This is a genomic window from Paracoccus aestuarii, from assembly GCF_028553885.1.
Lineage (GTDB): Bacteria > Pseudomonadota > Alphaproteobacteria > Rhodobacterales > Rhodobacteraceae > Paracoccus > Paracoccus aestuarii.
This window is the reverse complement of sequence record NZ_CP067169.1, coordinates 1,645,650-1,667,059: the sequence shown is the minus strand read 5'-3', so window position 1 is coordinate 1,667,059 and position 21,410 is coordinate 1,645,650. Positions and strand designations below refer to the sequence as shown.

The 21,410-nt window shown below is 68.1% G+C and carries 26 protein-coding genes; 11 read left to right on the top strand and 15 right to left on the bottom strand.

Going from position 1 to position 21,410, the window contains the following annotated elements; genetic code table 11:
• Positions 1 to 3 precede the first annotated feature (3 nt).
• Entirely contained in the window at positions 4 to 495 is a 492-nt protein-coding gene (locus JHW48_RS08580) for a phosphatidylglycerophosphatase A family protein (RefSeq protein WP_119885074.1), read from the top strand.
• Complete coding sequence (locus JHW48_RS08575) at positions 492 to 962, top strand: CinA family protein (RefSeq protein WP_119885075.1); 471 nt, start codon at positions 492 to 494, stop codon at positions 960 to 962. Before JHW48_RS08580 ends, JHW48_RS08575 begins: the two co-directional genes overlap by 4 nt.
• On the opposite strand, the gene JHW48_RS08570 is transcribed toward JHW48_RS08575, so the two are convergent.
• From JHW48_RS08570 to JHW48_RS08520, 11 genes are all read right to left on the bottom strand, one after another.
• Positions 959 to 1,999 (bottom strand): threonine aldolase family protein, encoded by a 1,041-nt coding sequence (locus JHW48_RS08570; protein WP_119885076.1) that lies wholly within the window; start codon positions 1,997 to 1,999, stop codon positions 959 to 961. The genes JHW48_RS08575 and JHW48_RS08570 overlap by 4 nt on opposite strands.
• Complete coding sequence (locus tag JHW48_RS08565; RefSeq protein WP_119885077.1) at positions 1,996 to 2,436, bottom strand: YcgN family cysteine cluster protein; 441 nt, start codon at positions 2,434 to 2,436, stop codon at positions 1,996 to 1,998. The genes JHW48_RS08570 and JHW48_RS08565 overlap by 4 nt, the downstream gene beginning before the upstream one ends.
• Positions 2,436 to 3,365 carry a bifunctional riboflavin kinase/FAD synthetase gene (locus JHW48_RS08560; protein WP_119885078.1) on the bottom strand — a complete coding sequence of 310 codons (930 nt, stop codon included), beginning with the start codon at positions 3,363 to 3,365 and terminating at the stop codon, positions 2,436 to 2,438. The genes JHW48_RS08565 and JHW48_RS08560 overlap by 1 nt, the downstream gene beginning before the upstream one ends.
• A 31-nt stretch (positions 3,366 to 3,396) precedes the next feature.
• Entirely contained in the window at positions 3,397 to 3,840 is a 444-nt protein-coding gene (locus tag JHW48_RS08555; RefSeq protein ID WP_119885119.1) for a MaoC family dehydratase, read from the bottom strand.
• Between the two features lie 106 nt (positions 3,841 to 3,946).
• Entirely contained in the window at positions 3,947 to 4,816 is an 870-nt protein-coding gene (locus tag JHW48_RS08550; protein ID WP_119885079.1) for a TIGR01459 family HAD-type hydrolase, read from the bottom strand.
• Positions 4,816 to 5,733, bottom strand: coding sequence for a manganese-dependent inorganic pyrophosphatase (locus JHW48_RS08545; protein WP_119885080.1), 918 nt, complete (start codon positions 5,731 to 5,733; stop codon positions 4,816 to 4,818). Before JHW48_RS08545 ends, JHW48_RS08550 begins: the two co-directional genes overlap by 1 nt.
• 134 nt (positions 5,734 to 5,867) lie before the next feature.
• Positions 5,868 to 6,377, bottom strand: a complete 510-nt coding sequence (locus tag JHW48_RS08540) for a CarD family transcriptional regulator (protein ID WP_119885081.1) — start codon at positions 6,375 to 6,377, stop codon at positions 5,868 to 5,870.
• A gap of 262 nt (positions 6,378 to 6,639) precedes the next feature.
• Positions 6,640 to 6,978 (bottom strand): ferredoxin FdxA, encoded by a 339-nt coding sequence (gene fdxA, locus JHW48_RS08535; RefSeq protein ID WP_119885082.1) that lies wholly within the window; start codon positions 6,976 to 6,978, stop codon positions 6,640 to 6,642.
• 57 nt (positions 6,979 to 7,035) lie between these two features.
• Positions 7,036 to 7,311, bottom strand: coding sequence for an RNA-binding S4 domain-containing protein (locus tag JHW48_RS08530; RefSeq protein ID WP_119885083.1), 276 nt, complete (start codon positions 7,309 to 7,311; stop codon positions 7,036 to 7,038).
• A 1-nt stretch (position 7,312) separates the two neighbouring features.
• A complete protein-coding gene (locus tag JHW48_RS08525; protein ID WP_119885084.1) occupies positions 7,313 to 10,189 on the bottom strand; it encodes a helicase-related protein in 2,877 nt (958 codons plus the stop codon).
• Positions 10,190 to 10,199: 10 nt separating this feature from the next.
• On the bottom strand, positions 10,200 to 10,706 hold the full coding sequence (locus JHW48_RS08520; protein ID WP_147388045.1) for a tetratricopeptide repeat protein: 507 nt from the start codon (positions 10,704 to 10,706) through the stop codon (positions 10,200 to 10,202).
• A 130-nt stretch (positions 10,707 to 10,836) separates the two neighbouring features.
• On the opposite strand from JHW48_RS08520, the gene JHW48_RS08515 reads away from it, so the two are divergent.
• Positions 10,837 to 11,121, top strand: coding sequence for an SCP2 sterol-binding domain-containing protein (locus tag JHW48_RS08515; protein WP_119885086.1), 285 nt, complete (start codon positions 10,837 to 10,839; stop codon positions 11,119 to 11,121).
• A gap of 5 nt (positions 11,122 to 11,126) precedes the next feature.
• Entirely contained in the window at positions 11,127 to 12,065 is a 939-nt protein-coding gene (locus tag JHW48_RS08510) for an alpha/beta fold hydrolase (RefSeq protein WP_119885087.1), read from the top strand.
• Between the two features lie 7 nt (positions 12,066 to 12,072).
• On the opposite strand, the gene JHW48_RS08505 is transcribed toward JHW48_RS08510, so the two are convergent.
• From JHW48_RS08505 to alr, 4 genes are all read right to left on the bottom strand, one after another.
• Positions 12,073 to 12,963: a hemolysin family protein gene (locus JHW48_RS08505; protein WP_119885088.1), complete on the bottom strand. Its 891-nt coding sequence runs from the start codon at positions 12,961 to 12,963 to the stop codon at positions 12,073 to 12,075.
• A complete protein-coding gene (ybeY, locus tag JHW48_RS08500; protein ID WP_119885120.1) occupies positions 12,960 to 13,457 on the bottom strand; it encodes an rRNA maturation RNase YbeY in 498 nt (165 codons plus the stop codon). Before ybeY ends, JHW48_RS08505 begins: the two co-directional genes overlap by 4 nt.
• Positions 13,450 to 14,526 (bottom strand): PhoH family protein, encoded by a 1,077-nt coding sequence (locus JHW48_RS08495; RefSeq protein WP_119885089.1) that lies wholly within the window; start codon positions 14,524 to 14,526, stop codon positions 13,450 to 13,452. The genes ybeY and JHW48_RS08495 overlap by 8 nt, the downstream gene beginning before the upstream one ends.
• Positions 14,527 to 14,694: 168 nt before the next feature.
• Positions 14,695 to 15,711 (bottom strand): alanine racemase, encoded by a 1,017-nt coding sequence (gene alr, locus JHW48_RS08490; RefSeq protein ID WP_119885090.1) that lies wholly within the window; start codon positions 15,709 to 15,711, stop codon positions 14,695 to 14,697.
• A 135-nt stretch (positions 15,712 to 15,846) separates the two neighbouring features.
• Here alr and JHW48_RS08485 point away from each other — a divergent pair, with 135 nt between their 5' ends.
• The 7 genes from JHW48_RS08485 to JHW48_RS08455 all read left to right on the top strand — a co-directional run bounded on the left by JHW48_RS08485 (position 15,847) and on the right by JHW48_RS08455 (position 21,408).
• The gene (locus JHW48_RS08485; RefSeq protein WP_119885091.1) at positions 15,847 to 17,379 is read left to right on the top strand and encodes an acyl-CoA carboxylase subunit beta; all 1,533 of its coding nucleotides are present in this window, start codon (positions 15,847 to 15,849) and stop codon (positions 17,377 to 17,379) included.
• 193 nt (positions 17,380 to 17,572) lie between these two features.
• The gene (locus JHW48_RS08480) at positions 17,573 to 17,725 is read left to right on the top strand and encodes a hypothetical protein (protein ID WP_170152219.1); all 153 of its coding nucleotides are present in this window, start codon (positions 17,573 to 17,575) and stop codon (positions 17,723 to 17,725) included.
• Positions 17,726 to 17,824: 99 nt separating this feature from the next.
• Positions 17,825 to 18,238, top strand: coding sequence for a hypothetical protein (locus tag JHW48_RS08475; protein WP_119885092.1), 414 nt, complete (start codon positions 17,825 to 17,827; stop codon positions 18,236 to 18,238).
• 127 nt (positions 18,239 to 18,365) lie between these two features.
• Positions 18,366 to 18,605 carry a hypothetical protein gene (locus JHW48_RS08470; protein WP_119885093.1) on the top strand — a complete coding sequence of 80 codons (240 nt, stop codon included), beginning with the start codon at positions 18,366 to 18,368 and terminating at the stop codon, positions 18,603 to 18,605.
• 66 nt (positions 18,606 to 18,671) lie between these two features.
• Complete coding sequence (locus JHW48_RS08465) at positions 18,672 to 18,884, top strand: hypothetical protein (protein WP_170152220.1); 213 nt, start codon at positions 18,672 to 18,674, stop codon at positions 18,882 to 18,884.
• Positions 18,885 to 19,009: 125 nt separating this feature from the next.
• On the top strand, positions 19,010 to 21,055 hold the full coding sequence (locus tag JHW48_RS08460) for an acetyl-CoA carboxylase biotin carboxylase subunit (protein WP_119885094.1): 2,046 nt from the start codon (positions 19,010 to 19,012) through the stop codon (positions 21,053 to 21,055).
• Positions 21,052 to 21,408, top strand: coding sequence for a hypothetical protein (locus tag JHW48_RS08455; protein ID WP_119885095.1), 357 nt, complete (start codon positions 21,052 to 21,054; stop codon positions 21,406 to 21,408). The genes JHW48_RS08460 and JHW48_RS08455 overlap by 4 nt, the downstream gene beginning before the upstream one ends.
• Positions 21,409 to 21,410: the final 2 nt, after the last annotated feature.

Sequence of the window (21,410 nt, the reverse complement as noted above, 5' to 3'; positions counted from 1 at the left end):
GCGATGGACAGGATCATCTGCACCTGGTTCGGCGCGGGGCTGCTGCGCCCCGGCCCGGGCACCTGGGGATCGGCCGTCGCGGTGGCGATGGGGCTGCTGCTGCACCGGATCGGGCATTTCCCGCTGCTGGCCCTGGCCACCGGGCTGGTGATCCTGCTGGGGTTCTGGGCCGTGCCGCGCTACACCGCCGGGATGACCGATCCCGACCGGTCCGAGATCGTCATCGACGAGGTCGCGGGCCAGTGGCTGGCACTGATGTTCCCATCCTTCGGCTTCTGGTACATGGGGCTGGGGCCCGACAACTTCCCTTGGCCCGGATGGGTCGCGGCCTTTGTCTTCTTTCGGCTGTTCGACATCTGGAAGCCGTGGCTGGTGGGCCGGGCCGACCGCCGCCATGACGCGCCCGGCGTGATGCTGGACGACCTCTGGGCGGGGATCTTCGCGGGCATCGCCACGATGATCGCCGCCGGTCTGGCCCATGGGGTGCTGATGTGAGCGCGGCGGCCGCGGTCCTGGATGCGGCGCGGCTGCGCGGCATCACCATCGCCACTGCGGAAAGCTGCACGGGCGGGCTGATCTCGGCCGCGCTGACCGAGGTGCCGGGATCATCGGATGCCTTCGACCGCGGCTTCGTCACCTATTCCAACGCCGCCAAGACCCAGATGCTGGGCGTCACCGCCGCCGCGCTGGAGGCCCATGGCGCCGTCAGCGAGGAGGTCGCCGCCCAGATGGCCGCAGGCGCGCTGCGCGGATCGCAGGCCGGTGTCGCGGTCTCGGTCACCGGGATCGCCGGTCCCGGCGGGTCCGAACACAAGCCCGAGGGCCGGGTCTGCTTCGGCATCGCCGACCCCTTCGGCACCCGGACCGAGACGGTGGAATTCGGCGCCATAGGCCGCCGCCAGGTCCGCGACGCGACGGTGGAGCATGCGCTGAACCTGCTGCTGGACGCGCTGCGGCCCTAGCCGCGCAGCAGCGCCGCCATGGCCGTCACATCGGCCTCGGGCGTGTCCCAGGCACAGACCAGCCGGATCGAGACCTGATCGGCCGTCTCGGCCGACTTGTCCGGCCAGAGGTGATAGAGCGCCCCCGCCTTGCGCGCCCGCGCATGGGTCGCGGCCGCAATCGTCGCAAAGACGCCGTTCGACAGCACCGGCTGATCCAGCCGGCCGCCGCCCTCGATCACCGCGCGGCCAAGGGCCTGGGCCTTGGCATTGGCCCCGCGCGCCAGATCCAGCCACAGCCCGTCGCTGGCCAAGGCCAGCATCTGCGCCGCCAGATAGCGGTTCTTGGACAGGACATGCCCGGCCTGCTTGCGGCGATAATCGAAATGCGCCGCCCGCGCCGGATCGAAGAAGACCATCGCCTCGGCCGCCATCGCGCCGTTCTTGGTTCCGCCCAGGCACAGCGCGTCGACGCCCGCCCGCCATGTCAGATCCGCCGCCGAACAGCCGAGCGTCGCCACCGCATTGGCAAAGCGCGCCCCGTCCATATGCACCGGCAGACCCGCATCATGGGCGATCCGCGACAGCGCCGCGACCTCGTCCGGGTCATAGACCGTGCCCCATTCGGTCGCATTGGTGATCGACAGCAGCGCGCTCAGCCCGCCGTTCAGCCCGACGCCCGCGCCGATCCGCAGCGCATGGTCCAAGGACCGGGGGTCCAGCTTGCCGCCCGCCCCCGGCAGGGTGACCAGCTTGGCACCGTGCGAGAAGAACTCGGGCGCATTGCATTCGCTGGTTTCGATATGCGCATCCGCATGGCAATAGATGCGCCCGAAGGACGGGGCCAGCTGCGCGCAGACCAGGGAATTGGCCGCCGTGCCCGTGGCCACGAAACGCACCACGGCCTCGGGCGCCTCCAGCAGGTCGCGGATCGCGGCCTCGGCCCGTTCGGTCACGGGATCGGCGCCATAGCCCATCACCGCGCCGGAATTGGCGGCGACCAGCGCCTCGATCACGGCGGGATGGGCGGCGTATGAATTGTCCGATGCGAAATTCACGACAGATCCTCGATGATGTGGTCTTCCCAATCGTCCTCGCTCACGGTCAGTTCGCTGACCGTCCAGCCGCGCACGCTGGCCCCCGCCGCATGGACGCTTTCGGGATCGCCCGAGATCAGATGGTGCCAGTCGAACAGCGGCCGCCCTTCGTGCCGCAGCCGATAGGCGCAGGTCGCGGGCAGCCACCATGCGATCTGGGCGATCTTGGCAGGGGTCAGCACCACGCAATCGGGCACGAATTCATGCCGGTTGGGATAGCTGGAACAGCGGCAGGCCTGCCCGTCCAGCAGCTTGCAGGCGACGCGGGTGAAGGCCAGCTCGTTCGTGTCCTCGAACTCGATCTTGTTCAGGCAGCATTTCCCGCAGCCGTCGCAGAGCGCCTCCCATTCCGGACCGGAGAGGGTGTTGAGGGGCTCCTCCCAGAAGCGCCGCCGCATCAGCGCCCCGACAGCAGGCGGCGCGCCTCGGCCCCGTCCTGTTCCATCTGGGCGATCAGCGCCGGGATGCCGTCGAACCGGGCCTCGTCGCGCAGGAAATGCACCAGCGCCACCGACAGATGCTGACCATAGAGGTCGCCCGAGAAATCGAACAGATGCACCTCCAGGTTGGCGGCATTCTCCCCGAACATCGGCCGCACGCCAAGCGAGGCGACGCCCTGACAGGACAGCCGGTCCGGCCCGGTCAGAACGTCGACCAGCACCGCATAGACCCCGAGCCGCGGCAGATGCAGCCCCGCCATGGACATGTTGGCGGTGGGCCAGCCCAGTTCGCGGCCGCGTTTCTCGCCATGGATCACCTCGCCCTCGATGCGGTGCCAATGGCCCAGCATGCGTTCGGCGTCATGGGGGCGTCCCTCGGCCAGGGCGGTGCGGATCGCGGTGGAGCTGTATTCCCCCTTGGACGGGCCGACCAGCGGCACGACCGTCACCCCGAAGCCGAAGCGGCGGCCCAGTTCGACCAAGGTCTCGGCGGTGCCGTGGCGGTTCTTGCCGAAACAGAAATCCGCGCCGATGGTCACATGGGCGATGCCCAGCCCCTCGGCCAGCACCTCGCGGGCAAAGGCCTCGGGCGTCAGGCCCGCCAGCAGCGCGCCGAAGGGCAGCTCATAGAGCTGCGCCACGCCGAGCCGCGCCAGCCGGTTGGCCCGCGCCTCGGGGTTCATCAGCCGGAAGGGGGGCGCGTCGGGGGCGAAATATTCGCGCGGATGGGGTTCGAAGGTGACGACCCCCAGGGGCGCGTCGCATGCGGCGCGGGCCGCGTCGATCACGGCCCGGTGGCCCTTGTGGACGCCGTCAAAATTGCCCATGGCGACAGAGGCGCCCCGCGCCTCGGTCGGCAATCCGGTCCAGTCGCGATGGATCTGCAAGGGGCCCCCATGGGGCGCCCGATGCGCCCCGTCAGTCGAACTTGCGGCTTGGGGCCAGCACGACCGCCTCGCCTTTCAGCACGACCGTATCGCCCACGAGGCAGCGGGTTGCAAGCGTCACCCGCCGTTTCGCGTGATCGATGGCATCCACGCTGACCTCGGCCCGGACCATGTCGCCGGGACGCACGGGGGCCATGAATTTCAGCGTCTGGCCCAGATAGACCGTGCCATGCCCCGGCAGCTGTTCGCCGATCACCGCGGAAATCAGCCCCGCCGTCAGCATCCCATGCGCGATACGCCCCTCGAAGATCGTGTCGCGCGCGTAATCGTCGTCCAGATGCACCGGGTTGTGATCGGTCGAGACCTCGGCGAACAGCTGGATGTCGTGATCGGTCACCTGCTTCTGAAGGTGGCGCATCATGCCCACCTCCAGATCCTCGATCACGATCGTGCCGCGTGGGAAATTATCCAGCATGTCCCTGTCCATCCGATGTCGCACCCCTTCGGGTGCTGCATAGCAGCATTCGGACCGGTCAGCAACAAAATATCCCCGTTCGATACTTTGGTAGAATAAAGTTGCCTCAGCGTAGGCGACCGATGGCCAAGGTCGGGGACCGGCCCTGATGATCCAGCCATTCGGCCAGCATCGCGGCATCGGGTGCCTCGACATCCGGGCCGAAGGCATCGGCCGCCAGCCCGCCGGTGACGAAAAGCGAATCGATGCCCTGCGCCTCGGCCCCGGCGATGTCGGTGGCGATCCCGTCGCCCACCGCCAGGATACGCGCATCCGCGCCCAGCCCCATCAGCGCCCGCGCCCGGTCATAGATCGGCCCGTGCGGCTTGCCGTAGTAAAGTGTGCGCCCGCCGAGCGTCTCATAGAACTGCGCCAGCGCACCCGCGCAATAGATCCGGGTCTGGCCCAGATCGACCACGATATCGGGATTGGCGCAGAGCATCGGCAGATCGCGCGCCGCCGCATCCTCGAACCGCTCGCGGTAATCCTCGGGCGTCTCGGTGGCCTCGTCGAAGGGGCCGGAGGCGACGATCCCCTCGGCCTCGGCCAGGGGCACGCTGGTGACCGAGGGGGCGTCGCGATGCTCGGCCGGGATGTCGGTGAAGAAGGGCAGGTCCTTCTCGATCCCGATATGCCACAGGCGGCGGCCCACGGCGCCGCGGAACATCGCATCCTGCGCCGCGTCGCCCGAGCTGACCACCAGGTCCCAGGCATCGCGGGGCACGCCCATGCGGTCCAGCTGGGCCACGACATACTGGCTGGGCCGCGGCGCATTGGTCATCAGGCAGACCTGCCCGCCCTGCCGGCGAAAGGCCTGCAGGGCCGCGACGGCCACCGGATAGGGCTGTTTGCCATTGTGCAGACAGCCCCACAGGTCGCAGAACAGCGCGTCATAGCCGGCCGAGACCTCGGCCAGCCCGGAGATGATGCGCGTCATCAGACCGCCAGGACGGGGATGATCTGTTTCTTGCGGCTCATGACGCCGGGCAGCACGACGCTGTCGCCGGTCACGGTCACACCGAAGCTGCGTTCGGCCACCGACTTGACGAAGTCGTTGGGCACCAGCAGCGTCGCCTCCTCGCGCAGGATGTCGACCACAAACAGCAGCACCTCGTCGGCGCCGTCCTCGGCCGCGACGGCGGGCATGGCGGCCATCAGCGCGGCCTTGCGGTCCAGCAGGACCTGCGGCGCCGTCGTCTCCAGGACCGAGACGCGCAGCTGCTTGCCGCCCAGCTCGTATTCCTTGCTGTCCATCTTCAGCAGGGCCGCGTCGCTGAAGGCGCTGACATCGGATTTGGCGGCGAACATCTCGGATGCGAATTCGGCGATGTCGACGCCCAGATCGGCGGCCAGCTTCTCGGCCACGGCGCGGTCATGGGGGGTGGTGGTCGGGCTGCGGAATTCCAGCGTGTCCGACAGGATGCAGGTCAGCATGGCGCCCTTGATGCCCTCGGGGGCGCGGGCAATGTCCTCGCCCATCAGGTCATGCATGATGGTCGCGGTGCAGGCCAGCGGGCGGATGGTGATGTTGATCGGCGCGCGGGTCTTGATGCCGCCGGCCAGCAGGTGGTGGTCGATGATCTCGATCACCTCGGCCTGGTCCAGGCTGGCGGGCAGCTCGGCGGGGTTGTTCGTGTCCACGATCACGCAGCGGTCGCCCGCGGCCACGTCGTCGATGATCTGCGGCTTGTCCAGGTTCCAGCGCGACAGCATCCAGGCGGCTTCGGTATTGGGTTCGCCCTGCAGGACGGCCTGGGCCGGGGTCTGGCGGACCTCGTTCAGATACCAGGCCCAGATGATGGGCGAGCCGGTGGAATCCGTGTCGGGGGAAGTATGGCCGAAGACCTTGATCATGATGCGCCTCGAAAGCTGGGGTTCTGCGCGGGGTTATAGGTTCCGGGCCCCCGCTTGTCCACGACCCGCACATGACCCCGGACATGACAAGGGGCGCCCCGTCGGGACGCCCCTGCCTGATTGATCGGCCGGGATCAGGCCGCGCGCGAGGTCAGCACGTCCTCGACGCGCTTCTGGGCGCCGCCCTCGTCCAGGCCGCCCACGGCCGCGACCTCGCGGGTCAGACGGTCCAGCGCCGCCTCGTAAAGCTGGCGTTCGGAATAGGACTGCTCGCGCTGGTCGTCGCTGCGATGCAGGTCGCGCACAACCTCGGCGATGGACATCAGGTCGCCCGAATGGATCTTCTGTTCGTATTCCTGAGCGCGGCGCGACCACATGGCGCGCTTGACGCGGGCCTTGCCCTTCAGCGTCTCCAGCGCGCGGTCGATCAGGTCGGGGGATGCCAGGCTGCGCATCCCGATCTCGCTGGCGCGGGCGGTCGGCACGCGGAGCGTCATCTTGTCCTTGTCGAACGAGATGACGAACATCTCCAGCCGCAGGCCCGCGACCTCCTGTTCCTCGATCGAGACGATGCGACCCACGCCATGGGCGGGGTAGACGACGAAATCATCGGGGCGGAATTCGTTCTTCTTGGTCTTCGACATCTGGCTTCCTCTGACATGTGCCCGAAGGACGGACACAAAGGGCCGCAGGGGGGCTGCGCCACCCTCGGTCCATTTTCGATCATCATTGGCGTTCCCGGTCCGGCAGAGGATCGGGATGCAGCAGCATGGCGGCACGACCGCATGTCGCGCCTTGGCCTTACTATAACACAAAAATGACACGGAAAAAAGCGCCGCCTTCAGGGGCGGCGCGATGCACGGAAGGTCGTGATTTCAGACCCCCGCGCCGCAATGCGGGCGCGAATCAGTCCCCGGCGCCAGGCGCCTCCGAGAAGTACTTGTCCAGCTTGCCGTCCTGGCCGTCCATCTCGGCGGCGGTGGGCAGCGGGTCCTTCTTGCGGGTGATGACGGGCCACATCTCGGAATATTTCCGGTTGAATTCGACCCATTTGTCCATGTCCGGCTCGGTATCCGGGCGGATCGCGTCGGCGGGGCATTCCGGTTCGCAGACGCCGCAATCGATGCATTCGTCGGGATGGATGACCAGCGTGTTTTCGCCCTCGTAGAAACAGTCGACGGGGCACACCTCGACGCAATCGGTGTATTTGCACATGATGCAGTTGTCGGTCACGACATAGGTCATCGGGGCGCTCTTGTCTTGGATCGTCGGCCTGTCACCTAGACATTCCCGGCGGATCAATCAACCCGTCTGATCCTCGCGATAGAGCATCTGCGCCTCGGCCGCGGGTCCGCGGCGTTCGCCCAAGGCCAGGACGGTCACCATCCGCACCTGGCCATAGGCCGATATGGTCAGCGCGTCGCCCGGCCTGACCGCCCTGCCCGGCTTGCGGCAGGGCTGGCCGTTGATGCGGATGCCGCCGCCCTCGATGCGGGCGGCGGCCAGGCCGCGGGTCTTGAAGAAGCGCGCATGGCAGAGCCATTTGTCCAGCCGCAGCGCGCCGGCATCATCCGTCAAGTCAGCCCTTGTCCTTCAGCTGCGCCAGGATCGCGAAGGGGCTGTCGGGATCGGCCTTCTTCTCGGGGCGCGAGGAGAAGGTCTTGGGACTTTGCGGCGCAGGCTTGCCGCCCTTCTTGCCGGCGAACTTGCCGCCGGGCTTTCCGGCGCGGTCGCGGCGTTCGCCCTGGGGGGCGTCCTTGCGGGGGCGTTCGCCTTGGGGCGCAGCCTCGCGGCGCGGGCCGCGGCGTTCGCCCTGGGGGCGGTCGCCTTGGGACTGGTCCCCTTGCGGGCGGCGGTTGCCGCGCGGACGGGGCGCCCAACGGAAGGTGTAGAACTGCTCCATCTCGGGCGCGGCGGGCTCGGCATCGGCTTCGGGGGCCTCGCCTTCGGCGGCGCGTTTCTCGGCCTGCTCGGCCTCCCATTTGGCGCGGGTCTCGGCGGCCAGGACCGATTCCTCCTCGGTCAGGGGGGCGTCCGATCCCTCACCCTCGGGGGCGGGGCTGACCACGGGGGTCTCGACGGGTTTGACCTTGGGGCGTTCGCCCTTTTCGGCGGCATAGCCCAAGCCCTGCATCAGGCCCGCAAACTGTTCCAGCGTCATGCCGGTGATCGACAGCATGTCGGGATTGGCCTCGAAGCCGCCGCGCGTGTCCTGGGCGCGCAGCAGGTCGGCCAGACGTTCCAGCATGTCGATGCGGATCGCGCGGTCACCTGCCGGGCGATAGCCCGACAGCGCATAGACCCGGTCCGGCACGACCGGCAGATGCGGGATGGTGACCAGCCCCGGCGGCGGGCTTTCGGGGAATTCCAACAGACCCTCGTGCAGCGACCACAGCACCAGGCGCAGGCGCGTCGGCGCGGGCTTCAGCAGCGCGGGCAGAAAGATGGTGAACTGGCCGAATCGCACGCCGTGCTTGCGCAGCGCGCCGCGGGCGTCCTGGTCCAGCTCCTTGACCTCGGCGGCGATGGTGTCGCGCTGCAGGATGCCCAGGCCCTCGACCAGGCGGAAGGCGAAGCCGCGGGCCAGGCCCGTCAGCGTCTCGTCGCGCTGCAGCGCCAGCAGCGGCTCGAACAAAGCGGCCACCTTGCGGTCGATGAAATGCTGGGCGCGGCGGCGGACCTTGTCGGCGATCTCGGTGCCGGCCTCCTCGTCGACGAAGACCTCGACGCCGGGATGCAGCGGGTCGGAACCCTTGACCAGCTTGCCCACCGCCTGGTCGCCCCACATCAGGCCGCCCTGTTCGGTATAGTCCATTTCCGTGTCGGGCGCGTTGTAGAAGCGGTCGGCGCGCAGATGGAATTCGGGCCGCAGCGCGTCATAGCTGGCGCGGTTCAGCATCCTGGCCTCGTCCGCCGATGCGGTCTGGTCGGGGCGAAAGCGGAAGCCCTCCAGACGGCCGGCGAATTCGCCCTCGACCGTCACTTCGCCCTTGTCGTTCACTTCGGCCACCAGGCTCTCCTTCTGCTTGAGCCGGCGCAGAAGCACGGATGTGCGCCGGTCCACAAATCTTTGGGTCAGGGCAGCGTGCAACGCGTCCGACAGGCGGTCTTCTACAGCGCGCGTTTCCCCGCGCCAATGCTTTTCGTCCGCCACCCAGCCCGTTCTTTGCGCGACATAGGTCCATGTGCGGATATAGGCCAGCCGTTTCGAGATCGCGTCGATATCGCCCTGCACGCGGTCGATGCGTTTGACCGCGCGCGCCAGCCAATCCGACGGGATATGCCCATCCTGCAGGAAACCGAAGATCCGCGCCAGCAAAGTCGCATGCTCCATCGCGGAAATGCCGCGGAAATCGGGCACGCGGCACACGTCCCACAGCAGGCGCACATCCTTGCCGCCCTGCACGCGGTCGCGGATCTCGGGCAGTTCGCGCAGGATCTTCAGGGTGGCGACGTCATCGGCCTCGCGCCCCCGGATCAGCGATTCATGGCCGGGCGCGGCCTCCAGGCTTTCGATCAGCCGGTCGATGCCGCCGAATTCCAGCCGCCCGTTGCGCCAGATCAGGCGGCTGATCGGCTGGAAGCGGTGGTTCTCCAGCGCGTCGATCAGCCCGGGGTCCAAGGGCTCGGCCTCGCCCGTCACGCCGAAGGTGCCGGATTCGGTGTGCCGCCCGGCGCGGCCCGCGATCTGGCCCATCTCGTGCGGGAACAGGGGCCGGACCCGCTTGCCGTCGAACTTGTGTGTGGCGCTGAAGGCCACATGCTTGATGTCCAGATTCAGGCCCATGCCGATGGCGTCGGTGGCGACCAGGTAATCGACCTCGCCATTCTGATACATCTCGACCTGGGCGTTGCGGGTGCGGGGCGAGAGCGCGCCCATCACGACCGCGCAGCCGCCCTTCTGGCGCCGGATCAGCTCGGCCATGGCATAGACGTCATCCACGCTGAAGCCCACGATGGCGCTGCGGGCGGGCATGCGCGACAGCTTCTTGGACCCCGCCCAGGACAGGGTCGAGAACCGCTCCCGCCGTTCGAAATGCGTCTCGGGGACCAGCGCCGCGATGGCCGGGCGCATCGTGCCGCTGCCCAGGAACATCGTCTCCAACGTGCCGCGCATATGCAGCAGGCGGTCGGTGAAGACATGGCCCCGCTGCGGATCGGCGCAGAGCTGGATCTCGTCGATGGCCACGAAATCGGTGGCGATGTCGGGCATGGCCTCGGTGGTGGCGACCCAGTACTGGACGCGGTCGGGGATGATGCGTTCCTCGCCGGTGACCAGCGCCACGACGGAGGGGCCGCGCGCGGCCACGATCCGGTCATAGACCTCGCGCGCCAGCAGGCGCAGCGGCAGGCCGATCACGCCGGATCGGTGATTGAGCATCCGCTGGATGGCGTAATGCGTCTTGCCCGTGTTGGTGGGCCCCAGGATGGCGGTGATCCGCCCGCGCGTCGTCATTGTCATGGCCTCAGATATCGGTGCCGATGCGGCGGCGTTCCAGACGGGCCTGCCCGTCGATCGCCTCCTGCTGGTTGGGATGGATGGCCAGGCTGGCGCGATAGGCGGCCAAGGCGCGGGCGTCGTCGCCCATCTCCTCCAGCATGGCGCCCAGCTGGGTCAGGGCGGCGAAATGCCGCGGCTCCAGCTCCAGCGTGCGGCGCAGGTCGGCCAGGGCGGGGCCGAACTGGCCCGTCATGGCAAGGGCCGCGGCGCGCGCCTGAAAGCCCGCGGCGAAATCGGGGGCGTGATCGGTCAGCGCGGTCAGGTGGCCGATGGCGGTCTCCAGATCGCCCGCATCCATCGCCGCCTCGGCGCGTTGCAGCAGCAGATCCATCGCGGCCGAGCCCGATCGCGACCATTCGCGCAGGATGTCGGCCTCGGCGATGCGCCAGGCCTGGCCCTGCGGATCGGCCAGCCGCGCGAAGGCCTCGTCCAGATCGGCCGCGGCCAGGCCGCCGGCGCTTGCAATGATCATGAAAATCGTCAGAACCTTGTGACGCAATGCCGTGACGGCATGGTGGAAAACGAAGCGGGGCCGGTTCATACCGATCATGTAACCCGGCCCGCCGGTCGGGCGCCAGACAAAGCGCAGCAGGAGACGTGAAATGAGCGAAGTCGTGACCAAGGCCGTGGCGGCCCTCAGCCAGAAGATCGACAGCTTCGACAGCACCGCGAAATTCGTCATCAAGGACGAAGGCGCGATCATGATCGACGAAGCCGGCGTCCGCGAGGGCGATGACGAGGCCGACGTGACCCTGACCGCCACCCGCGAGGTGTTCGAGGGCATCATGAACGGCGACGTGAACCCCGCCACCGCCTTCATGACGGGCAAGCTGAAGATCGACGGCTCGATGGGCGTCGCGATGCAGCTGGGCCAGAAGCTGTCCTGATCGCGGTGCGGCAGGCCCCGTTCCATCAGCTGGCCGACGACCATTCGGCCCCGGCGCGCGCCTTCTGGGCGCGGGCCGATGACGGGGTCACGCTGCGCATCGCGCATTGGTCGGCCGGGGACGCGCGCGGCAGCGTGCTGCTGTTCCCCGGCCGCACCGAATATATCGAGAAATACGCCCCCGTCGCCCACCGCCTGATGGCCGAGGGCTACGACGTCCTTGCCATCGACTGGCGCGGACAGGGCATGTCGGACCGGCTGCAAGCCAATCGCCGGCCCGGCCATATCGGCGAATGGTCCGATTACCAGCGCGACGTGGTCGAGATGCTGGTCACCGCCGAACAGCTGGACCTGCCCCAACCCTGGCATCTGCTGGCCCATTCCATGGGCGGCTGCATCGGGCTGGCGGCGCTGGAACAGGGGCTGCCGGTGCGCAGTGCGGTGTTCTCGGCGCCCATGTGGGGGATCAACCTGCGCCGCATGCAGCAGGGCCTGGCCTTGGGCATCGCCTATCTGGCGGGGCGCGTGGGCCGGGGCGGGCTGGCCGCGCCCGGCAGCGGGGGCGCGCAGACGACCTATCCGCTGGATGAAAGCTTCAACGCCAACCTGCTGACGCGCAACGGCGACGAATGGGCGCGCCTGGTGCGCGAGGCCGTGGCCTGGCCCGACCTGACCATCGGCGGGGCCAGCTTCGATTGGGTCGGCCGGGCGCTGAATGAATGCACCCGCCTGTCACGCATCCCCTCGCCCGAGGTGCCGATGCTCGTCTCGGTCGGGTCCGAGGAAAAGGTCGTGTCCCAGGCCGCGATCCGCGACCGGGCCGCCCGCTGGCCCCAAGCCGAGCTGCTGGAGATCGAGGGCGCGCGCCACGAGATCCTGATGGAAAGCGACGCGATGCGCGACCTCTTCTGGGAGGCGATGCTGGCCCGCTTCGAGGCCAGCTGAGGCCCCGTCACTCCTGCCGGTCGGACGGCGTCGCCACGCTCGGCATGCGCAGGCGCACGCGTTTCAGGCGGCGGGGATCGGCATCCACGATCTCGAATTCCGCGCCCGAGGGATGGGCGATCACCTCGCCCCGCAACGGCACCCGGCCTGCCAGCATGAAGATCAGACCGCCGAGCGTGTCCACATCCTCGTCATCCTCGCCGATCAGCTGCAGGCCGGTCTCGGCCTCCAGATCCTCCAGCGCGGCGCGGGCCTGGACCAGCCATTGGCCGGTCTTTTCGTGGATCCACAGGCCGCCCTCGACCTCGTCATGCTCGTCCTCGATCTCGCCGATGACCTGTTCGATCAGATCCTCGATCGTGACCAGCCCGTCCACGCCGCCATATTCGTCGATGACCAGCGCCATATGGATGCGCTTCGTCTGCATCTGCTGCAACAGCACCCCGATGGGCATCGAGGGCGGCACATAGAGCAGCGGCCGCAGCATCGGGCGCAGGGTGAACTTGCCCCCTGCCCCGAAGCCGTGCTTCAGTGCCAGGTCCTTCAGGTGGATCAGCCCCTGCGGGCTGTCCAGCGTGCCGCGAAAGACCGGCATGCGTGAAAATCCGTGTTCGCGGAACATCGCGACCAGATCCTCCAGCGAGACATTGACCGGGGCCGCCACGATCTCGACCTTGGGGATGGCCACGTCATCGACGCGCATCCGGCGCAGGTTCACCAGACCGGGCTTGTGGGGGTCGGCATGGTCGGCCGATTCGCGATCCCCCTCCTGTTCGGAGCCCGTCAGCGCGGACAGGACCCGACCGAAAAATCCGCGGCCCCCGCCGTCGCGGCCATCCTCGGCCGGGGGGGGCGCCTCATCCAGCGCGGTGGCGGATAATCGGCTTTCGGAATTCATCGGTCTTTCTCCTCATAGGGGTCGGGAATGGACAGGGTCGCCAGGATGGCGCGCTCGGTGCCCTCCATCCGTTCGGCATCCGGGTCGGTCTGGTGGTCATAGCCCAGCAGATGCAGGGTCGCATGGACCAGCAGATGCAGGACATGATGGTCGAAGGGCTTGCCTTGGGCGCGGGCCTCGGCCTGACAGGTCTCGAAGGCGATGGCGATATCGCCCAGCTCCTCCTCGTCGGGCAGGTCGGGCATGGCGCCGGGGGCGTGGTCGGCATGCTCGACCGAGGGCCAGGACAGCACGTTGGTCGCGCGGGGCTTGCCGCGGAAATCCGCGTTCAGCGCCGCGATGCGGGCGTCGTCGCAGCCCATGACCACGACCTCGCCGCCCATGTCATGCCAGTCCAGCGTGGCCGTGACGGCGCGGGCCGCCAGATCTTCCAGTCCGGCGGCCTGCCATCTCTCATCCTCGATGACGCAATCGGCGGTGGTCTCGTCAGGCATCTTTTCCAAATGCGCGGCGGGGAACGTATTGGCCGCGCTGCTCCTGTTGATCGCCGCGGGCCAGTGCCGCGACTTCCTCGGCGTCATACGCCTTGATGATGCGCGCGACAAGCGGGTGGCGCACGACGTCATCGGCCGTGAAATAGCTGAAGCTGATGCCCTTCACGTCCTTGAGGATCTTTTCGGCATCGACCAGCCCCGACTGCATCCCGCGCGGCAGGTCGATCTGGGTGCGGTCGCCGGTGATGACCATGCGCGAGCCTTCGCCAAGCCGCGTCAGGAACATCTTCATCTGCATGCTGCTGGCATTCTGCGCCTCGTCCAGCACGACGAAGGCGCGCGACAGGGTGCGGCCGCGCATGAAGGCCAGGGGCGCGATCTCGATGCGCTTTTCCTCGACCAGCTTCTGCATCTGCTTGGCGGGCAGGAAATCGTTCAGCGCATCATAGAGCGGCTGCATGTAGGGATCGACCTTCTCCTTCATGTCGCCGGGCAGAAAGCCCAACCGTTCCCCGGCCTCGACGGCGGGGCGAGACAGGATGATCTTGTCCACATGGCCGCCGATCAGCATGGTCACGCCCACCGCGACCGCCAGATAGGTCTTGCCCGTGCCCGCGGGGCCGATGCCGAAGGCCAGCTCGTTCTGGAACAACGACCGGACATAGGCCTTCTGCGCGTCCGTGCGCGGCTCGACCGACTTCTTGCGGGTGCGCAGCTCGTAATTGCCCTGCGCGAACATCTCCAGCTGTTCGGCGGGGGTCACGTCGGCGGCAGGCTCGACCCCCATGCGCAGGGCGGCCTCGACCTCGGCCGGGGTGACGGGGCGGTTCTGCTCCAGCCGGGCATAGAGGCCCCGCAGCAGGTTCGCCGCCTCGGCCTGGGCCTCGGGGCCGCCCACGACGGCCAGCTGGTTGCCCCGGCGCAGGATATGGACGCCGAGCGCCTCCTCGATCCGGGCCAGGTGGCGATCGCTGGCCCCGCACAGGTCGATCAGCAGCCGGTTGTCGGGAAATTCCAGCAAGGTTTCGTTGGACGGCGTGGTGACGGGTGGCGTCGGTGTCAGGCCCAAATCTTTCTCCTGCTCAGGCGTCTGAGGTCATGGTGACAAGCCCGCGGCCCCACTGCAAGGGCGCAGTTCGGGGCCGGTGGCCGGATTTGCCCACCTGAAGGGCAGAACCGTCACCACCATGTAAAAGTTGCGTGACGCTTCGGCAAAACCCGCGCCTGGCTGCCCGTTTCACACCCAGCTGCGATCATAGCGCAGCCCGAGCGAGGTCAGCACCTCGTATCCGATCGTGCCCGCCCGGTCGGCCAGCGCGTCGATGCCCTGATGCGGGCCGATCAGGTCCAGCCGGTCCGGCACCGTATCCAGGGCCGAGACATCGACCGTGATCAGGTCCATCGACACCCGCCCGACGATCGGGCAGGCCACGTCGCCCGCATGCATCGCGATGCCCGATCCCGACAGCGACCGCAGGATGCCGTCGGCATAGCCCGCATCCACCGTCGCGATCCGACAGTCGCGATCCGCGTGCCAGGTCGCGCCATAGCCCACCATCTCGCCCCGCCGGACGGTGCGGGTCTGGATGACGCGCAGCGACAGGCGCACCACCGGGCGGGCATCGGCAAAGGGCATCCCGCCATAAAGCCCCACCCCCGGCCGCACCATGTCGAAATGGTAGTCCGGCCCCAGCAGGATGCCCCCCGTCGCCGCCAGCGACCGCGGCACGCCGCAGCCATCTGTCATCGCCCGGAACGCCGCCAGCTGCGCCGCATTGGCGGCATGGTCGGGTTCATCCGCGCAGGCCAGGTGCGACATGATGAAGGCGGGACCGGCGGCCAAGGCCTCGTCGCGGATGGCGGCCCATTCCTCGGCCTCCATCCCAAGGCGGTTCATGCCGCTGTCCAGCTGGATCGCGAAGGGCTGGCCCGGGCGCATGGCGCGGTCGCGAAAGAACTGTTCGGGGCTGTTCAGGACCGGGGTCAGGCCGGCCAGATACGCCCCCGCCATATGGCCCGACAGGATGTTGATGCGCGCATCATCCGGCAGCAGCGCCCGGATCGCCCGCCCCTCGCGCGCCAAGGCCACGAAGAAATCCCGCACCCCCGCCGCATAGAGCGCGGGCGCGATCCGTTCGGCCCCCAGACCATAGGCATCGGCCTTGACCACCGCCGCCGCCCGCGCGCCGGGCGCCTTGGCCGCCAGCGCCGCGTGATTGGCCAAGACGGCCCCGATATCGATCTGCAACCCCATCGCGCGACCCCTCGGCTTTGCAATATTTCACTTTGCTGGACACTTGCGCGGCGTAGTTTGCAAATTTACCCGAATTTGCTTTGCTGCACCTGCATCCCGGTCTAACTTTCCCCGATATCCGAACGGGAGGGCGCGATGAAGGACATTCTGCAGCAGCTGGAAGAACGGCGCGAGCAGGCCCGCCTTGGCGGCGGCCAGCGGCGCATCGACGCCCAGCACGCCCGCGGCAAGCTGACGGCCCGCGAACGCATCGACCTGCTGCTGGACGAGGACAGCTTCGAGGAATTCGACATGTTCGTCGCCCATCGCAGCACCGATTTCGGGATGCAGGACGACCGCCCCTATGGCGACGGGGTGGTGACGGGCTGGGGCACGATCAACGGGCGCATGGTCTATGTCTTCAGCCAGGATTTCACCGTCTTCGGCGGATCGCTGTCGGAAACCCATGCCCAGAAGATCTGCAAGATCATGGACATGGCCATGCAGAACGGTGCCCCCGTCATCGGGCTGAACGATTCGGGCGGCGCCCGCATCCAGGAGGGGGTGGCAAGCCTTGCGGGCTATGCCGACGTGTTCCAGCGCAACATCATGGCGTCGGGCGTGGTGCCGCAGATCAGCGTCATCATGGGCCCCTGCGCGGGGGGCGCGGTCTATTCGCCGGCGATGACGGATTTCATCTTCATGGTGCGCGACACGTCCTACATGTTCGTGACCGGGCCGGATGTGGTCAAGACGGTGACGAACGAGGTCGTCACCGCCGAGGAACTGGGCGGCGCGTCCACCCATACCAGGAAGTCGTCCGTCGCCGACGGCGCCTTCCAGGACGATGTCGAGGCGCTGTCGGAAATCCGCCGCCTGTTCGACTTTCTGCCCCTGAACAACCGCGAAAAGGCGCCCACCCGCCCCTTCTTCGACGAGCCGGGCCGGATCGAGCCCAGCCTCGACACGCTGATCCCCGACAACCCCAACCAGCCCTATGACATGAAGGAGCTGATCCAGAAGGTCGCGGATGAGGGCGATTTCTACGAGATTCAGCGCGATTTCGCGGGCAACATCATCGTGGGCTTCATCCGCATCGAGGGCCAGACGGTGGGCGTGGTCGCCAACCAGCCGATGGTGCTGGCGGGCTGCCTGGACATCGACAGCTCGCGCAAGGCGGCGCGTTTCGTGCGGTTCTGCGACGCCTTCGAGATCCCGATCCTGACGCTGGTGGACGTGCCGGGCTTCCTGCCCGGGACGGGGCAGGAATATGGCGGGGTCATCAAGCACGGGGCGAAACTGCTCTTTGCCTATGGCGAGGCGACGGTGCCCAAGGTCACGGTCATCACCCGCAAGGCCTATGGCGGCGCCTATGACGTGATGGCGTCGAAACACCTGCGCGGCGATTTCAACTATGCCTGGCCCACGGCGGAAATCGCGGTGATGGGCGCCAAGGGCGCGGTCGAGATCCTCTATCGCAGCGAACTGGGCGATGCGGACAAGATCGCGGCGCGCACCAAGGATTACGAAGACCGCTTCGCCAACCCCTTCGTGGCCGCCGAAAAGGGCTTCATCGACGAGGTGATCCAGCCCCGTTCGACGCGCCGCCGGGTGGCCCGCGCATTCGCCAGCCTGCGCGGCAAGAAGCTGGCGAACCCGTGGAAAAAACACGACAACATTCCGCTCTAGGACGAAGCATGCACAAGGTCGTGAATGATGCAGCCGGGACACAGGGGGCCGCCGCTTTGGCGGGGGTCGCATCGCATCCCTGTCTGACCGGACCCCGCGCGGCTATCATTCGCCCCAGGACGGCCGATCAACAGGCCGCCCACAACCCGAGCAGCCGGGCCGTTTCGTGCCCGCCCTACAGGAGCCTCTTTCCATGTCGAAAAAAATCGTCCTCGGCCTCGTGCTGGTTTCCGCCTTCGCCGCCTGCCAGCGCCAGCAGCCCAACGACGTCTTCGTGCCGACCGCGCCCGCGGCCCAGATGGGCAACCCGGTCACGACCGAGCCCGTCTATCGCGGCAAGTTCTAAGACCCGCCCGACACGATCATTCGCGCGCGGGCGGACAGCCTGCCCGTGCGCAGACCTGACCGCGGACCGGCCCGCGCGCCCCAGCACAGGGGCACAGCCATGCTGAAGCATCGCGGCTTTCCCGGTCGCCTTCCCGGCACCGATTTCCAGTTCACCATCCGGCGCGAGAATCGCAAGAAGGGCGCGACGCCCATCACGCGGCGCGAACGATTCAAGGACCGCCGCCCGGCCGACAAGCGCGCCGATGCGGGGTTCCTGTCGGCGCTGATCGCGCATTTCGGCGACGAACCGTTCGTGCGCGGCAACCTGGATGCCGGGCGCCTGTCCTGGCTGATCGGCCGCGAGGTCAAGCCCGTGGGCGATTTCGACCCCGCCGATTACGAGCAATTGCTGCAGATCGACATGCGCGAGGCCGAGGCGGCCTTCCCCGAGCTGTTCGCCCAGGACGAGGCCCCGGCCTTCGACTGGAACGACGCCGAGGATTGGGACGTTGACGAGGACGACGAGACCTGATGGGCAAAGCTGCGCCGAACCCCTTGAAGTCACAGGCATGTCAGTTTGACGCGGGGTGCGGCTGTGCGATAACCCGTCGGCACACGCAACAGGCCCGGCCCCGGGCCAATAACACAGGCACTATATCATGCAGAAATCGATCTCTCTCCGTCTGGCCGGTCTGGCCATCGTCGCCGCCGGCCTGTCGGCCTGCGCCCCCGGCTATCAGGGTGGCGGTCTGTCGCCGGACGCGCAGCGCGCCGCCGGTGGTGCCGTCGCCGGCGCCGTCGTGGCCCGCGCGCTCAATGAAAACGTGGCGACCGGCGCGGCCATCGGCGCGACCGCCGGTGCGCTCTGCGACGACGCGGGCGTCTGCGTCCGCCGCTGATCGGGCTGAACCAATCGGGCGGGGACGCGGTTGTGCCTCCGCCATATCAAAGACAGGAATTCGACCATGTCCAAATACCTCGCCATCTTCGCGCTGGTCGGTGCAACCGGCGTCGCCGGCTGCACCCAAGGCATCAACCCGACCGACACTGACCGCGCGCTCATCGGCGCCGGCGTCGGCGCGACCGCGGCGTCGGTCAGCGGCCGCAACGTCGTTCGCGGCGCGGCCATCGGCGGTGCTGCCGGCGCGCTCTGCGACGACTTCCGCCTGTGCCAGTGATGCACTGAACCTGTCCGGCCGGCCCTCGGGCCGCCGGAACGCTGCCGATGCCGCCCAGGATGCCTTGCGCATCCTCGGGCGGTTTTTTCATGTCTGAGGGCCAGCACCAAGGCTGGGGGGGACCCATGTTCAAGAAGATCCTGATCGCCAACCGGGGCGAGATCGCCTGCCGCGTCATCAAGACCGCGCGCCGCATGGGCATCGCGACCGTCGCCGTTTACTCCGACGCCGACCGCAACGCGCTGCATGTGCGCATGGCCGACGAGGCGGTCCATATCGGCCCCTCGCCCGCCAACCAGTCCTATATCGTGATCGACCGCATCATGGACGCCATCCGCCGGACCGGCGCCGAGGCGGTCCATCCCGGCTATGGCTTTTTGTCGGAAAACCGCAAGTTCGCCGAGGCGCTGGAGGCCGAGGGCGTGGCCTTCATCGGCCCCCCCTCGGGCGCGATCGAGGCGATGGGCGACAAGATCACCTCGAAGAAGCTGGCGCAGCAGGCCGGCGTCAGCACCGTGCCCGGCCATATGGGCCTGATCGCGGATGCCGAGGAGGCCGTGCGCATCAGCGCGGGCATCGGCTATCCGGTGATGATCAAGGCCAGCGCGGGCGGCGGCGGCAAGGGCATGCGCATCGCCTGGAACGACGACGAGGCGCGCGAGGGGTTCCAGTCCTCCAAGAACGAGGCCGCCAACAGCTTTGGCGACGACCGCATCTTCATCGAGAAATTCGTCACCCAGCCCCGCCATATCGAGATCCAGGTGCTGGCCGACCAGCACGGCAATGCCGTCTATCTGCATGAGCGCGAATGCTCGATCCAGCGCCGCAACCAGAAGGTCATCGAGGAGGCGCCCTCGCCCTTCCTGGACGAGGCCACGCGCGCGGCCATGGGCCAACAGGCCGTCGCCCTGGCCAAGGCCGTGGATTACACCAGCGCCGGCACGGTGGAATTCATCGTCGACGGCGATCGCAACTTCTATTTCCTTGAGATGAACACCCGCCTTCAGGTCGAACATCCCGTGACCGAGCTGATCACCGGGGTCGATCTGGTCGAACAGATGATTCGCGTCGCCGCGGGCGAGCCGCTGCCCTTCGCGCAATCGGACCTGAAGATCACCGGATGGGCGATGGAAAGCCGCCTCTATGCCGAGGATCCCTATCGCAACTTCCTGCCTTCGATCGGGCGGCTGACGCGCTATCGCCCGCCGGTCGAGGTCGCGGCCGGGCCCATGCTGTCGCGCGGCAAGTGGCTGGCCGACGGCGCCCCCACGGGGGTGGCCGCCGTCCGCAACGATACCGGCGTCTATGAGGGCGGCGAGATCAGCATGTTCTACGACCCGATGATCGCCAAGCTGTGCACCTGGGCCCCCGATCGCGGCCAGGCGATCGAGGCGATGCGCACCGCCTTGGACGAATTCGAGGTCGAGGGTATCGGCCACAACCTGCCCTTCCTGTCGGCGGTGATGGACCATCCGAAATTCGTCTCGGGCGACATCACCACGGCCTTCATCGCCGAGGAATATCCCGAAGGCTTCCAAGGCGCCGCCCTGCCCGATGACGAGATGCTGCGCATCGCCGCCGCCGCCGCCGCGATGCATCGCGTGGCCGAGATCCGCCGCGCCCGCATCAGCGGGCGGCTGGACAATCACGAACGCCATGTGGGCGAGGATTGGGTCGTCTTTGCCGACCGGCGCGAATGGCCGGTGCGCATCGGCGCGGATCGCGACGGGGCGGATGTGACCATCGCCGACCGCCGCATCCGGGTCGAGGGCGAATGGCGCCCCGGCCAGTCCCTGGCCCGGCTGGAGGTCGATGGCCGCCCGCTGGTGATGAAGGTCGACAAGATCCCCGCCGGGCTGCGGCTGCGGACGCGCGGCGCGGATCTGGCGGTCCATGTGCGCCGCCCGCGCGCCGCCGAACTGGCCCGCCTGATGCCCGAAAAGCTGCCGCCGGACACGTCGAAATTCCTGCTCTGCCCGATGCCGGGGCTGGTCGTGTCGATCAACGTGGCCGCGGGCGACGAGGTCCAGGAGGGTCAGGCCCTGGCCACGGTCGAGGCCATGAAGATGGAGAACATCCTGCGCGCGGAACGCCGCGGCACGGTGAAATCCGTTAATGCCGCCCCGGGCGAAAGCCTGAAGGTCGATGACATCATCATGGAGTTCGAATGACCCGCGCCGCCCTGCCCGCCTATCTGCTGGCTTCCGTCACCGGCCTGGCCGGGATGACGGCGGTCCTGCCGGTGGCGGGCGGGGCGACCATGCCTTTGGGCGGGACCGACCTGCCCTTGGCCTATGTGCTGCCGCCGCTGGTCGGTCTGGCGCTGTTCCAGCTGGTCTTCGGCGCGGTGACGGGTCGCTGGCGGGGGCTGCGCTTCTGGGCGGTGGGCCTGCCGGTCACGGTGGCGATCTGGGGTGCGGGGCTGGTCCTGATGCTGGGCGGCCATGTGACGCCGATTCAGGCGCTGGCCGGGGTCAGCGTGGCGCTGCTGCTGGCGGGCCTGCTGGCCGGAGGGGCGCGATGACC